The 14,124-nt window shown below is 67.0% G+C and carries 12 protein-coding genes and 1 other RNA gene; 2 read left to right on the forward strand and 11 right to left on the reverse strand.

Annotation, left to right across the window (positions count from 1 at the left end; translation table 11 throughout):
* Positions 1–44 precede the first annotated feature (44 nt).
* The 6 genes from GGR25_RS19710 to GGR25_RS19735 form a co-directional block, all read right to left on the reverse strand.
* Entirely contained in the window at positions 45–1,775 is a 1,731-nt protein-coding gene (locus GGR25_RS19710) for a peptidoglycan D,D-transpeptidase FtsI family protein (protein ID WP_183400579.1), read from the reverse strand.
* Positions 1,772–2,167 (reverse strand): cell division protein FtsL, encoded by a 396-nt coding sequence (ftsL, locus tag GGR25_RS19715; RefSeq protein WP_183400580.1) that lies wholly within the window; start codon positions 2,165–2,167, stop codon positions 1,772–1,774. The genes GGR25_RS19710 and ftsL overlap by 4 nt, the downstream gene beginning before the upstream one ends.
* Positions 2,164–3,201, reverse strand: a complete 1,038-nt coding sequence (gene rsmH / locus GGR25_RS19720; protein ID WP_183400581.1) for a 16S rRNA (cytosine(1402)-N(4))-methyltransferase RsmH — start codon at positions 3,199–3,201, stop codon at positions 2,164–2,166. The genes ftsL and rsmH overlap by 4 nt, the downstream gene beginning before the upstream one ends.
* Positions 3,198–3,683 carry a division/cell wall cluster transcriptional repressor MraZ gene (gene mraZ, locus GGR25_RS19725; RefSeq protein WP_183400582.1) on the reverse strand — a complete coding sequence of 162 codons (486 nt, stop codon included), beginning with the start codon at positions 3,681–3,683 and terminating at the stop codon, positions 3,198–3,200. Before mraZ ends, rsmH begins: the two co-directional genes overlap by 4 nt.
* Positions 3,684–4,136: 453 nt before the next feature.
* Entirely contained in the window at positions 4,137–4,622 is a 486-nt protein-coding gene (locus GGR25_RS19730; protein WP_210300029.1) for a cupin domain-containing protein, read from the reverse strand.
* Positions 4,623–4,686: 64 nt separating this feature from the next.
* The gene (locus GGR25_RS19735) at positions 4,687–5,502 is read right to left on the reverse strand and encodes a TetR/AcrR family transcriptional regulator (protein ID WP_281378652.1); all 816 of its coding nucleotides are present in this window, start codon (positions 5,500–5,502) and stop codon (positions 4,687–4,689) included.
* A gap of 10 nt (positions 5,503–5,512) precedes the next feature.
* Between GGR25_RS19735 and GGR25_RS19740 the strand changes: the two genes are divergently transcribed.
* Entirely contained in the window at positions 5,513–5,983 is a 471-nt protein-coding gene (locus GGR25_RS19740; protein WP_183400583.1) for an MAPEG family protein, read from the forward strand.
* Between the two features lie 36 nt (positions 5,984–6,019).
* On the opposite strand, the gene rnpB is transcribed toward GGR25_RS19740, so the two are convergent.
* The 5 genes from rnpB to GGR25_RS19765 all read right to left on the reverse strand — a co-directional run bounded on the left by rnpB (position 6,020) and on the right by GGR25_RS19765 (position 10,067).
* Positions 6,020–6,409: RNase P RNA component class A (rnpB, locus tag GGR25_RS19745), an RNA gene on the reverse strand.
* Between the two features lie 116 nt (positions 6,410–6,525).
* The gene (locus GGR25_RS19750) at positions 6,526–7,041 is read right to left on the reverse strand and encodes a lytic transglycosylase domain-containing protein (protein WP_183400584.1); all 516 of its coding nucleotides are present in this window, start codon (positions 7,039–7,041) and stop codon (positions 6,526–6,528) included.
* Positions 7,042–7,161: 120 nt separating this feature from the next.
* On the reverse strand, positions 7,162–7,947 hold the full coding sequence (locus GGR25_RS19755; protein ID WP_183400585.1) for an N-acetylmuramoyl-L-alanine amidase: 786 nt from the start codon (positions 7,945–7,947) through the stop codon (positions 7,162–7,164).
* Entirely contained in the window at positions 7,944–8,648 is a 705-nt protein-coding gene (locus GGR25_RS19760) for a J domain-containing protein (RefSeq protein ID WP_183400586.1), read from the reverse strand. Before GGR25_RS19760 ends, GGR25_RS19755 begins: the two co-directional genes overlap by 4 nt.
* A gap of 63 nt (positions 8,649–8,711) precedes the next feature.
* Positions 8,712–10,067, reverse strand: a complete 1,356-nt coding sequence (locus tag GGR25_RS19765) for a hypothetical protein (protein WP_183400587.1) — start codon at positions 10,065–10,067, stop codon at positions 8,712–8,714.
* Positions 10,068–10,208: 141 nt separating this feature from the next.
* Here GGR25_RS19765 and GGR25_RS24820 point away from each other — a divergent pair, with 141 nt between their 5' ends.
* Entirely contained in the window at positions 10,209–14,012 is a 3,804-nt protein-coding gene (locus GGR25_RS24820; protein ID WP_246410061.1) for a hydantoinase B/oxoprolinase family protein, read from the forward strand.
* Positions 14,013–14,124: the final 112 nt, after the last annotated feature.

The following is a 14,124-nucleotide window of genomic DNA, read 5'->3' on the forward strand; positions in this document are numbered from 1 at the left end:
TATCCCAATCGTGGTGAGACCGCTAAAGGGCGCTCCTTCCGCGCTCAATACGACACGAGCATGGCATCGGGGTGGCTTTCATTCGCGGTGCGCGGCTGGACACCGAGGAAAGCGGCGGAACGGCGGATGACATTGCCCGCGACGAAAGCCGCGTTCCAGGCCGCCAGCGCCGGCTTGCCGGGCGCCTCGGGCTTGGGATCGTCGACCGAGACGAGCAGCACATATTGCGGGTCGTCCATCGGGAAGCTGGCCAGGAACGAGTTCAGATAGTGCCCGTTCACATAGCGCCCGTTGACGATCTTCTCGGCCGTGCCGGTCTTGCCGCCGACGACATAGCCCGGCACGTCGGCATGGCGGCCCGAGCCGTTCACCGAATTGAAGCGGAACAGCCAGCGCATCTCGTCGCTGGTCTTCTTCGAGACCATCGGCGTCGACTCGGCCAGCGCCTCGTCCTGCGTGCGCGGGAAGAAGGTGGGATTCAGGAAATTGCCGCCATTCACCAGCGCGACGTCGCCCATCGCGGCCTGCATCGGCGTGATCGCGATCGAATGGCCGAACGCCACCGTCATCGTCGTCGCCTCGCTCCAGCGCTTGGGCACCTGCGGCGTCGCGACTTCCGGGAGATCGGTCTTCAGGCGGACGGAGAGGCCGAACTTCTTCAAATAGTCCTGCTGCCGGTCGCCACCGATCGCCAGCGCCATCTTCGCCGTGCCGATATTGGACGAATACTGGAAGATCTCCGGCACGGTGAGGAAGCGGGCCTGCGCGTGCGAATCGTGGATGACGTGCCGCCCGACCCGGATCGGCGCGCGGGCATCGAACGAATCCGACATCTTCACGCGGCCCGAATCGAGCGCCATCGCGAAGGTAAAGCTCTTGAACACCGAGCCGAGCTCATAGGTGCCGGCCGTGATGCGGTTGAGGCGGTCCGGCTTGTTGGCGTCGACCGGATCGTTCGGATCGAAATCGGGCAGCGAGGCGAGCGCCATGACCTCGCCGGTCTTGGCGTTGATGAGGACGCCCATGGCGGCGGCGGCCTGATAGCGCTGCATCGCGCCGACGAGCTCGTCGCGCAGCACATGCTGGACGCGGAGGTCGACCGAGAGGCGCACCGGCTCCTGCTCGCTGCCCTTCACGGCGAACCCGGCCTCGTGCAGGTCGCCGAGCCCGCGCTCGTCGATCGCCCGCTCGATGCCCGCAATGCCCTGATTGTCGACATTGACGAGGCCGACAATATGCGCCGCCGCCGGTCCGCCCGGATAGAAGCGCTTGTTCTCGGTCAGGAAGCCGACGCCGGGAATGCCGAGATCGAAGATCTGCGCGCGCTGCTTCGGCGTGATCTCGCGCTTGATCCAGACGAAGCCGGCCTGCGTCGACAGCTTCTTGCGCAGCTGGCCGGCGTCGAGATCGGGCAGCACCGAGGTGATCAGCTCGGTCGCCTCGTCGGGATCGACGATCTTGTTCGGCTCGGCATAGAGCGAGGCCGTCTTGATGTCGGTCGCGAGGATCTCGCCGTTGCGGTCGACGATGTCCGGCCGCGCGGTCGCGATCGCCGAGGCGGCGCTGCCGCGCGCCGCGGCGGCGGCCGGATCGGAGGTGCCGAGCATGATCAGGCGCCCGGTGATGACGCCATAGAGGAGCATGAACGCGCCGATGGTCAGCATGATACGGCCGCGCGACTGGTCCTGGCGCTGCTTCGCGGTGACCTTCTGCTTGGCCTTGGCCTTGCCCGCACGGGAGAACATGTCCGGATGATCCGTCAAAGTGAGGGTCATGGCTTTCCTCCCGCGATCGGCGCGGCGTTCGCCACCTTGGCGGCGGCACTGCCGGGCCGGATCGAGCTGGTCCGCAATTCGTCGAGTTCGGATGCGGCAGGCACCGGCGGCTTCTCCGGCACGTCGTCGATGGTGCCGAGCTGGCGCACGTCGATCGGCTGCAGCTTCAGCACGGCGCCATAGCGGGCCACGAGTTCCTGCAGGCGCGCCGGCTGGTCGAACACGCTCCACTCCGCCTTGAGCAGCGTGATCGCCTCCTTCTCGGCGGCGATCTCGGCACGGAGCTTGTGCACGCGGTCGGCGGCCCGGCCGGCGCTGTCCTTCATGGCGTAGGTCACGACGGCGCCCGCCACCATCAGCCCGACCCACATGATCCCGACGCCCCGTTTCATCGCGATCTCTCCAGCTTGAAAGGCGGCAGCGACGGCACGCCGGCAGCGGCCGCATCGAAGGGACGGGCCGGCGCCTCGGTCCGGATCCCGGCGCGCAGCTTGGCCGAACGGGCCCGCGGATTGCGGCACAGTTCTTCCTCGCCCGGCACCACCGGCCCGCGGCCGGCGAGACGGAACGTCGGCGGCGCGATCGTCGCCTCGGGCAGATGACGCGAGCCGCCCGCCCGCTCCTCCGAGCGCTCCGCGAAGAAGCGCTTGACGATCCGGTCCTCGAGCGAATGGAACGAGACCACCACCAGCCGTCCGCCCGGTTTCAGGATGCGCTCCGCCGCGGCGAGCGCGTCACCGAGTTCGTCCAGTTCGCGGTTCACATAGATGCGCAGCGCCTGGAAGGCACGCGTCGCCGGATGGATCGCGTCACCCGCCCGCTTGCCGATCACCCGCTCGGCGAGGCCGGCGAGATCCTTGGTGCGGATGAAGGGCGTCTCGTCCCGATCCTCGACGATGGCGCGCGCCAGCGCGCCTGCCCGCTTCTCTTCCCCGAGCACGGAGAAGATGCGGGCAAGGCTGCGCGCGTCCATCGCATTGACCACGTCGGCCGCGCTCGGCCCCTCGCCGCCCATGCGCATGTCGAGCGGCCCGTCGAAGCGGAAGGAGAAGCCCCGCTCCGCCTCGTCGAGCTGCATCGAGGAGACGCCGATATCGAGCACCACGCCGTCGACGGCGGGAAAGCCGGCATCGGCCGCGATCGCGTCGAGCGCGCTGAAGCGACCCTCGCGCAGGATCAGCCGCCCAACGGCCTCGGCGACGAGCCCCTGCCCGCCGGCAATCGCCGTCGGATCGCGATCGATCGCGATGACCTCGGCGCCGCGCGCGAGGATGGCGCGGCTATAGCCGCCGAGCCCGAAGGTGCCGTCGATGAAGACGCCGTCCGGGGTGGGAGCGAGATGCTCGATCACCTCGTCGAGAAGAACGGAAACATGGCGCGGCGGTCCGCCGACGATGCCGTTCCCGACCTCGCCTCCCGCGCTCATTCCGAACCTCCCGGCGCCGCCTCGGCGGACGCACGGCTGCCGGGAACGAGACGCTTGCGCAGATCGCGCAGCCGGTTCCTGGCCTCGGACCGGTAGGCGTCGAAGCGTTCTGGTTCCCAGATCTGGAATTTGTAGCCCTGCCCCACGAAGGTCACCGCGTCGGCGATCCCCGCATAGGACTTGATGCTCTCGGTCAGGCTGACCCGCCCGTCCGCGTCGATCTTCAGGATCTCGCTCTCGCCGATCAACGTGGTCGACAGATATTCGTGATCTTCCGAGAAGGGCTCGAAGCGCGCGAGGCTGGCACGGATCTGCTGCTGGAGGCGATTGCCTCCGGCGTCCACCGCATTCTGATCCAGCGTCGGGCAGCAATAGAGTCCCTCGAAACCATCACGCGCCAAAACCTGTCGGAACGAAGCGGGCACGGAAACCCGCCCCTTGGAATCGAGCCGATTGGTGAAGGTCGAAACGAACTCTTCCATCGCCCCTCGGCTGAGCCTCGCACCGCAAACGAACACCCCCGCCGCGCCCCGCTTGCGAGCACGGATCGAAACTCACGGACGCGGACAGGGAACACGGACCCGGAATGAACGGATGGAGGGATCGAAGGCTCAAAAATGCCCAACGCGACCCCGTCGTTCCGGGATGATCTGGGATAGCATGGGACAGCATGGGCGTCAATGGAATCGGGCTCCGCCGGCCTCGTGCGACGAAACTCGAAAATGGGCCGGGCATGCTTAATTTTCGGTTGCGGCGTTGGCCACAAAGGCTGGAAAAGGCTTTGTTTTGGCGGGGATTGATGCGCGAGAGCCTTGTCCCGGCATGCGCGCGCCGCCTTCCTGTGGATGCGCTCACGGCGAGGCTCGGAAGTGGCGACCGCACAACAAAAAAGGCGGCGCCCTGGCGCCGCCCATTCCGACCGACAAAAGAGAATTCTAGCGCGGCATCGGGCCGAGAATGGCGAGGCCGTGGCGCTCGGCCGCAGCAAGGAGGCGACCGAGATCGGGTTGCCCGGACGCCGTGGCGTCATCCTTGCCAGCCGGATCGCTGGCCTCGTGGATGAAATCGGCCAAGCCGGAGCCGGTCGTCATGAGCAGCACCCGCGCCGGCGTGGTGCCGGTGATGCGGAAGCCATGGGCGATGCCGCGTGGACCGAACGCATAGTCACCGGCTGCCAGCGACACGGTACGCTCGGCGACGACCACCTCGATCGATCCCTCGATGACATAGAAAGATTCGTCCTCGTCGTGGTGGATATGCCAGGGGGATTCAAACCCGGGCGGGATCACCTGTTCGACGAGACTGAGGGCTCCGGCGGTGTTCGCGCGCCCGGCGCGGATCCATGTCGGCAAGCCGAGAAAACGACGCTCCTCGGCTGGCGTGGCGGCAGCGCGCTCGGGCATCTGGGTATGGACAGTCATTCCCTTCACTCCTCTCTGGCGCCCCTTCGGCGCGGGTGAAACCACGATGGCGCGCCACAGACCGTCACGGCGCGGCCGCGGCGGCGAAGACGCGGGCGAAGCCCTCGATGAGGGCCTCGTCGGAATAGACGAGCGGGTCCTCGACGTGCTCGACCATGCCCTTCATCGTCAGCAGCCCGATCGCGGCCAGATAGGCGAGGAAGGCCAGCAGCCGCGGCTCGACAGCGGCCCGCGACGGACGCTCGCGCCCCTCGCCTGCCAGCTGTTCCGCGGTTTGCCGCAGGATGAGTTCGTTGAGTGGGCGCAGTCGCGCGAGTTGCTCGTCGGTCCAGTGGATCGCGCCCGCGCCGGCGACCTGGCCGAAGAGAAAGGCGAGGCGAAAATCGTCCAGCCGCGGCACGAAGGCTTGCACGGTCTCCCGGATGATGGCGCCCAGCATCGCGCCGCCGGTTTCCGCTTCGCGCACCGCCCCGCTGACGGCCTGGGCATGGCCCTCCACCGCGCCGAAGACGAGCTCGAACACCAGCGCGTCCTTGGAGGGGAAGTAATAATAGAGCCCGGTCTTGGACATGCCGGCTTCCTTGGCGACCGCGTCCAGCGTCATCGCGGCGGCGCCGCTGCGCAGCAGGACCGCGCGGGCCGCGGTGAGGATTTCCTCCCGAGAGCGGTCACGCCGCCTTTCCTGTCGAGCCTGGCGCGCCGAAGTGCGGGCTTCATCGACGATATCGGTTCGGTCGTCCGTCATTGGGGCTCCTGCTTTCATTGGCACGGAACTTACCAAACGATCGGTAACATGTCCATAGTTTGACAAATTCGACCAACGGTCTAAAAATCGATCTCGGCTGGTTTCCCGCGCCGCTTCCGGCTCGACCGCTGCCAAGGAGACTTCGATGGACAGGTTGAATTTCGCCGACCCGGTTTTCGCGACCTACGCGGTGGCTGCGTCGATCATGATCCTGAAGGCGGTGGCGATGTCGTGGCTGACGGTGGTCGCGATGATCCGCGAAAATGGCGGGTTCCGGAATCCGGAAGACGCGAAGAAGACGCCATTCAACCCGAAGCCGCACGCGCACCAGCTGGAGCCCAATGCGCGGGTCGAGCGCTTTCGCCGCATCCAGCTCAACGATCTGGAGAGCCTGCCCTATTTCCTCGTCGCCGGATTGCTCTTCGTCCTGACGAGCCCATCGCTCGTCCTGGCACAGTGGCTGCTCTATGGCTTCGTCGTAACGCGCCTGCTCCACTTCGCCGCCTATGCGACGGCGCAGACCCACGATGTCCGATCGCTGCTGTGGACGCCGGGCTCGCTCATTCTGATCTTCATCACAGGCCGCGTGCTGTTCTTCGGCATCGGCTGGATGTGATCAACGTCGGGCGCCGGCGCGGCCTGGTCGGGTAGAATTGCCAGCCGGCCTATAAGCCGGGTTCTGTAGGGCGGCGGTCTCCCGCCGCGTGACGACCATTCATCTTGGACGACCATTGCTGGACGTCTCACGCGACCAACCCGGGCGGCGGGCGTGGAAACATGCCTGGACCGAAGTCCGTGCCGCCCCTATTCGGTCTTGCTCCCGGTGGGGTTTGCCATGCCGCTCCCATTGCTGGCAGCGCGGTGGGCTCTTACCCCACCCTTTCACCCTTACCCGGCGCGCACGCCGGGCGGTCTGCTCTCTGTGGCACTTTCCCTGGGGTCACCCCCGCCGGGCGTTACCCGGCACCGTGTTTCCATGGAGCCCGGACTTTCCTCCCCCGCGACCTTTCGATCCTGCGGGAGCGGCCGTCCGGCCAGCTGGCCCGCCTGCCTTATGGGTGCGGTGGGATGGGGTCAAGCCCCGAGCGGGCGGGCTTCAGGAACAAATCCGGTGCGGCGCGGACATAAAACCAGCGCGCGCCGCACCGGCCGACCGCCTCAGTTCGAGGCGATGATCTGCTTGACCTTGCCGCAATAGCGCAGAGGGCCGCTCGACATGCGCGTGGCGCCATGGCCGGCGTTGTAGCGCAGGATCGTCCCGCAAAGGTCGCCGCCGGCGATCTCGCGCGCCTGGCCGAGATACTTCATGCCGTAGCGGATGTTGATCGCCGGGTCGTACAGCCCCTTGGCGGAACCGCGATAGCCCATGCCGCGCGCCGTCTGGAGCTTGACCTGCATCAGGCCGATCTCGCCGGCCGAGCCGCGCATGCCGGGATTATAGTTGCTCTCGACGCGGACCACGGCATGGGCCAGCGAGAGCGGAACATTGTTGGCGCGGGCTTCGGACGCGATGAGCGTGTCATAGCTGTCGGTGCGCTTGGCGGCGGCCACGCGGCTCGCATTCGACTTGAGCAGGCGGCCGGAGGCGGCCTCGGCGGGAGCCACCTGGAAGCCGGTCACGAGGACGACGGCGGCGAGAGAGGCAAAAAGACCCGTTACGCAGAACTTCTTCATCCCGTGGATGCACTCGCATTGTTGACGACGGCGGCCTCTCTCGCCGGTCAACCGAACCAAAATGCGGCGCAGAAACTCAAATCAGATGTCTTTATGAAATATTTCGTGAGCGCTTCTGTCTCATTTCGAGACGGTTTTCGCACCCGCAGCGTCTTCCGGCGGCGTCAGCGCGCGCGACAGCCGGTGCAGCGTCGCGATCGTCGAGGCATCGGCGATCCCGTCCACCTTCGCCGGACGGAAATGGCGCTGGAACGCGGCGACGACCGATTCGGTGACGGGTCCGAACACGCCATCGATTTCAAGGCCGTAGCCATACCAGACGAGCATGGCCTGCAGCGCCTCGACCGGCGCGCCCTGGTCGCCGATCTGGAAGAAGCGTCCGCCGCGGATCGGCTCCGGCTCGACGAAATGACCGACGCCGGCGGCGGCGAGCCGCGCCCAGGGAAACTTCTCGCCGGGGTCGCGCTTGCGCAGCGGTGCGACATCCGAATGGGCTAGAACGCGCTCCGGCGCGATCTGGTTCCGGGCGCAAATGTCGCAGGCGAGTGCGATCACCGCCTCAACCTGGGCGTCAGGAAAATCGGGATAGCCGTGATCATGGCCAAGATTGGCGATCTCGATCCCGATCGAACGCGAATTGATATCGCCCTCTCCGCGCCATGTTGCGACGCCGGCATGCCAGGCGCGATCCGCCTCCGCCACCATCTGCGTGATCGTCCCGTCCTCCGCCACGACATAGTGGCAGGAGACCTGCGAGCGCGGATCGGCGAGCCAGGCGATCGCGCCCTCGGCCGTAGGCATGTCGGTATAGTGCAGCAGCAGGATGTCCGCCGCCACGTCGTCCGGCCGCGGGCCGAAATTGGGCGACGGCCTGAGCGCGGCCGCAAGCGTCGTGTCGGCGATCATGCGAAGGCGCGCTCCCGGCGGATCCGGTCATAGGCGTCGTTGAGGGCGGCGACCTTCTGCGTCGCGATCGCGATGAACTCGGCCGGGACGCCGCGCGCGATCAGCCGGTCGGGATGCGTCTCCGAGACGATCCGCCGGTAATGCCGCTTCACGTCGTCGTTCGACGCCGACCGCTCGATGCCGAGGATCAGATAGGGATCGCCCTCCGCCGGCACGACATGGCGGCTCTCGATCCGGCTATAGGCCGCCTCGGGAATGCCGAAGATGACAGCGACCTGACGCAGAAAGGCGAGTTCGTCCTCATGCAGCGCGCCATCGGCCGTGGCGATGTGAAAGAGGCCGTCGACGATGTCCTCGAAGATCTCCGAGCCGTCGTCGAACAGGCCGCGCATGCGCCGCGCATAGGCGTCGAAGCCGGCCACGTCCTGCTTGGCGAGGTTGAAGAGGCGCGCGACATTGCGCTTCTCGCCTTCTGGAATCTCGAACAATTCCTTGAACGCGGCGATCTCGTCGCTCGTCACGACACCGTCCGCCTTCGCCATCTTGGCCGAAAGCGCAATCATCGAGATCGAGAACGCGGCATGGCGCCGCTCCTCGGCCGTCCCGAAGGCCGAACGCACCGCCTCGACGACATGATCGACCAAGACGCAGCCGCCGGGGATGCGGCAGATGATTTCCCCCAGACGATTCCAGAAACTCATGGTGGCGCGATCATAGAGGACGATCGCGGCGACGACGAGACCGCAAGCCGCGGCGATATGCGCCTAGCCGGGCTTCGGCGTCACGTCGGCTGGCGCGGCTGGCCTGATCGTGTCGTCCTTGATCTGGGCACTGCCGGCGACCGCCGGCGGGACGGGCGTTACGACCACTGTCTTCTTCTCGGCCTCCGAGAGACGCGCCTCCATCTGTCGGCTGGTCGACGTCAGCAGGTTGGGAACGAGCCGTTCCGAGAAGCCGGCGATGATCGCCCAGATGATGAGAAGCGCGAGATCCCTCGACGGCACCAGCGCGTTCGGCGTCAGGACGCCGAGGACCGTGGTGATACCCTTCGGGGCTTGCGCTGGCGCCGGCGGGGGGCGGCCGCCATTCGGTTCGCCGCCGCCGCTCGGCTGCCCCGGCGCAGGCTGCGGCTTGACCGACGGATCAGCGGAAGCGGCTGGCTTGGCGGGCACGTCGGCTTTCACCGGGCCCGTCTGGACAACGCAATCGGCGGGACCGCCAAGGAGATCGCAGAAGGGGCCGCTCGCCAGATCCGATCGCGCCGCGACATAGGTCAGTTTCTGGAGGTCCGGAACGAGCGGACCGGTCAGGAGTTCCGAGGCGGCGAAAAAATAGATGAACATGGCGCCGACTGTGCCGATCAGCATCCGCAGCAGCACATTGGCGCGGCTGTAATAGGTGTCGGCGTCTCCGAGCGGCACCGACGTCTCGGTCACCTGCTGGAAATCCGTGTAGCGGCTGAACAATGCGCCGAGCGCGCCGAAGGTGACGGCCGTGTACAAGCCGTAATTGGGAAAGGTCGAGACGATCCAGACGATGCCGTCGCCGAGACCATGCAGCCCGGAATCAACCAGCGAAAGCCGGTAGACCAGGAAGACCAGGAAGGGGATGACGGCGAAGGTGACCGCCCAGCAGGTCAGCCGTCCGACCAGGGCGATCGCCTGCCCCCGGAGCGCCCTCACCTGCGCGCTGCGCAGGCCGAGATGCTGCAGATCGACGACCAGGCCGAGCAGGAAAGCCCGCTTGCGGGTATCGTCAATCGGCCCCGCGGACTGAAGCTGCGTGAATCGCGCACTGGTCTCGGCGATATCCGGCAGCCCGCGACGCTTGGCCTCCACCAGCTTGCGGGCGATCGCCTCGTCGAGTGCCGCGCCGCCAAGGGCACTGATCAGGAGCTGTTCGACGACATTGAGGTCGGCGAGCGAGGAGCCGGCCGCGAGCCGCACCTCGATCTCCTGCTGGACGGCGGCAGGGAATGCAGTCCCGCCATTGGCCGCCGCCTGAATCTGCAGCCAGGTTGCGCGCAGCATGTTGCGCTGCTCATCGACCGAAGCTTGCTGTCCGAGCCCGTCCTGATCAAGCGCGCCTCGCGGCGAGCTGCCCACTCCATCCGTCGCCATCACAACCCCCGCGCATCTGCCACCAAGAATAGCAGATGTAACAAATACACCTTATACGGGTATTATCCAGAGCTTGCGATCTTGTGGCGGCCTGCGATTGTTGCCCGTGGTTACGAAACGGTGCGCGAGGCGGCAATTTCGATGACGACGGGCTGGGATTTCTGGATCGATCGCGGCGGTACCTTTACCGATATCGTCGCGCGTGATCCCTCGGGGTCGCTCAGGGCCGCGAAGCTGCTCTCGGAAAACCCCGGCGTCTATCGCGATGCGGCGGTCCAGGGCATTCGCGAGCTTCTGGGCCTTGCCGCCGGGGAGCCGATCCCGCCCGGCGCGATCCGCGCGGTGAAGATGGGCACGACGGTCGCGACCAATGCGCTGCTCGAGCGCAAGGGCGACCGGACGCTGCTCTTGATCACGCGCGGCTTCCGCGATGCGCTGGCGATCGGCTACCAGGCCCGCCCCGACATCTTCGCCAAGAAGATCATAAAGCCCGAGCTCCTCTATGAACGCGTCGCCGAGATCGGCGAGCGCGTGCGGGTCGACGGCACGATCGAGGCCGCGCCCGATGCGGCCGAGATCGAGGCCGCGCTGCGCGCCGCGCTCGACGACGGCATCCGCTCGGTGGCGATCGTCTTCATGCATGCCTGGAAATTTCCGGCGCACGAAGAGATGGCCGCCGCGATCGCCCGGCGGATCGGCTTCCCGCAGGTCTCAGTCTCGCATGAGGTCTCGCCGCTGATGAAGCTGGTTGGCCGCGGCGACACCACCGTGGTCGACGCCTATCTCTCGCCGATCCTGCGCCGCTATGTCGGCGAAGTCGCGCGGGAGCTCGGGGCTTCTCCGCTTGATGTTTCGGCGGAGGTACCCCCCTCCCCGGCCTCCCCGCGCCTCATGTTCATGATGTCCTCGGGCGGGCTGACGGCCGCCGATCTCTTCCAGGGCAAGGACGCGATCCTTTCGGGCCCCGCCGGCGGCGTGGTCGCGGCGGTGGAGACGGCGCGGCAGGCGGGGTTCGGCGAGGTCATCGGCTTCGACATGGGCGGCACCTCGACCGACGTGTCGCATTATGACGGCGCCTATGAGCGCTCCTTCGAGACCGAGGTCGCGGGCGTGCGCATGCGCGCCCCGATGATGCGCATCCACACGGTCGCGGCGGGCGGCGGCTCGATCCTCCATTATGACGGCGCACGCTTCCGCGTCGGGCCGGATTCGGCCGGCGCCGATCCCGGCCCCGCCGCCTATCGCCGCGGCGGACCGCTCACGGTCACCGACGCCAATGTCATGACCGGCAAGCTCCGGCCCGAATATTTCCCGGCGATCTTCGGCCCCGGCCGCGACCAGACACTGGATGCGGATGCCGTGCGCGCGCGGTTCGAAACGCTCGCCGCCGCGATCGGCGACGGCCGCGCGCCGGAGGAGATCGCGGACGGCTTCCTCAGAATAGCCGTCGAGAACATGGCGAACGCAATCAAGAAGATCTCGGTCCAGCGCGGCTATGACGTGACGTCCTATGTGCTGAACTGCTTCGGCGGCGCGGGCGGGCAGCATGCCTGTGCGGTCGCCGACAGCCTCGGCATGACGCAGGTGCTGATCCACCCGTTCTCCGGCATCCTCTCCGCCTATGGCATGGGCCTCGCCGACATCCGCGCGCATCGCACGCGCGCCGTGGTGCGCAAGCTGGACGCGGAGACGCTGGCCGCGCTCAAGACGCTCGCCGAAACGCTGCAGGCCGATGTTGAATCGGAATTGCAGCAACAGGGCGTAAGCGATTCCAGCGTCTCGATCTTCGCCCGCGCGCATCTGCGCTATGACGGCACGGACACGCCGATCCCGATCGAGGTGTTTTCCAGCGAGGCAGCCAGTCGAGCCCCTCACCCCAGCCCTCTCCCGCCCGCGGGAGAGGGGGCGGCAGCCATTGAGCATGAGACCAATGAAGTCCACCGTCAGGACTCCCTCGCCCGCAAGGCGGGAGAGGGCTGGGGTGAGGGTCTTCCTTCACTTTGGCTTCCCCTCCCCGCGATGATCGCGGCATTCGAGGCGGCGCATCGCAAACAGTTCGGCTTCGTCTTCGAGGGCAAGGCGGTCGTGGTCGAGAGCCTTGAGGTCGAGGCCGTCGGCGGCGGCGCGGCGATTGTCGAACCAGCCGAGGCCGCCGCCCCGCACGCGGCGGAGACCGCGACACGGGCCCGCATCTTCTCGGGCGGCCGCCATCACGACGCCGGCGTCTACCGCCGCAGTGATCTCGCGCGGGGCGCGCTGATCGCCGGGCCGGCGCTGATCGTCGAGCCGCACCAGACCATCGTCGTCGAGCCCGGTTGGCAGGCCGAGATCACGGCGCGCGACCATGTCGTGATGCGCCGGACGGAGGCGGCGGAGCGCCATCGCGCGGTCGGCACCGATGCGGATCCCGTCATGCTGGAGGTGTTCAACAACCTTTTCATGTCGATCGCCGAGCAGATGGGCGTGACGCTGCAGAACACCGCCTATTCCGTGAACATCAAGGAGCGGCTCGATTTCTCCTGCGCCGTCTTCGATGCCGAGGGCCATCTCGTTGCCAACGCGCCGCATATGCCGGTGCATCTCGGCTCCATGGATCGCTCAGTGGAGACGATCATCGAGCTCAATCGCGGCACGATGCGGCCGGGCGACGTCTACGCGCTGAACGCGCCCTATAATGGCGGCACGCATCTGCCGGATATCACCGTCGTCTCGCCGGTCTTCGACGAAAAGGGCGAGAGCATCCTCTTCTTCGTCGCGAGCCGCGGCCATCACGCCGATGTCGGCGGCACGGCGCCGGGCTCGATGACGCCGCGCGCCACCACGGTCGACGAGGAAGGCGTGCTGATCGACAATTTCAAGCTGCTGGATCGCGGGCGTTTCCGCGAGGCCGAGCTGGTCGAACTTCTCACCCGCCACCCCTACCCCGTCCGCAACGTCGTCCAGAACGTCGCCGACCTGAAGGCGCAGATCGCGGCGAACGAAAAGGGCGTGGCCGAGCTCGCCCGCATGGTCGCGCATTTCGGCCTCCACACGGTCCGCGCCTATATGGGCCATGTCCAGGACAATGCGGCCGAGAGCGTGCGCCGTGTCATCGACGCGCTGAAGGATTCGGAATTCGCCGTCGAGACCGACCAGGGCGCGGTGATCCGCGTGAAGATCACCGTCGACAAGGCGCGGCGCCAGGCAACCGTCGATTTCACCGGTACGAGCCCGCAGCAGAAGACCAATTTCAACGCGCCCGAGCCGGTCACCCGCGCCGCCGTGCTCTATGCCTTCCGCGTCATGGTCGAGGGCGACATCCCGATGAATGCCGGCTGCCTGCGTCCGATCGACATCATCATTCCGGAAGGCTCGATGCTGGCGCCGCGCTACCCGGCCGCCGTCGTCGCCGGCAATGTCGAGACGAGCCAGCACGTGACCAACGCGCTGTTCGGCGCGCTCGGCGCGCTCTCCTCGGCGCAGGGCACGATGAACAACCTCACCTTCGGCAATGCGACGTACCAGTATTACGAGACGATCTGCTCCGGCTCGCCGGCCGGCGTGTTCAACGATGGCACCGGCTTCGACGGCACTGACGGCGTGCACACCCACATGACCAATTCACGCCTCACCGACCCGGAAGTGCTGGAATTCCGTTTCCCCGTCCTGCTCGAGGACTTCCGCATTCGCGCCGGCTCGGGCGGCAAGGGCCGATGGTCAGCCGGCGGCGGCACGACGCGCACGCTGCGCTTCCTCGAAGAAATGGACTGCGCCATCCTCGCCTCCCACCGCACGATCCGCCCGCACGGCCTGCTCGGAGGCGCGGAAGGCGCGCTCGGCAAAACCGAAGTCCGCCGGGCGGACGGCACGATCGAAACACTCGAAGGCTGCGATCAGACGGTGCTGAAGCCCGGCGAGGCCGTAATCATCACGACGCCGACCGGCGGGGGGTATGGGCGGGCGTAGAAAGGTACCACTCGTCGGCGAGGACTTCCTCCTTGAACCCGCCCCTTGAGGGCGGGTCGAAAGTGCACAGCGCCTTCGGGGCGGGGTCAGCTTCGGCGACAGCCGAAGCGTC

Origin of the sequence: Kaistia hirudinis, assembly GCF_014196455.1 — a bacterium.
Lineage (GTDB): Bacteria > Pseudomonadota > Alphaproteobacteria > Rhizobiales > Kaistiaceae > Kaistia > Kaistia hirudinis.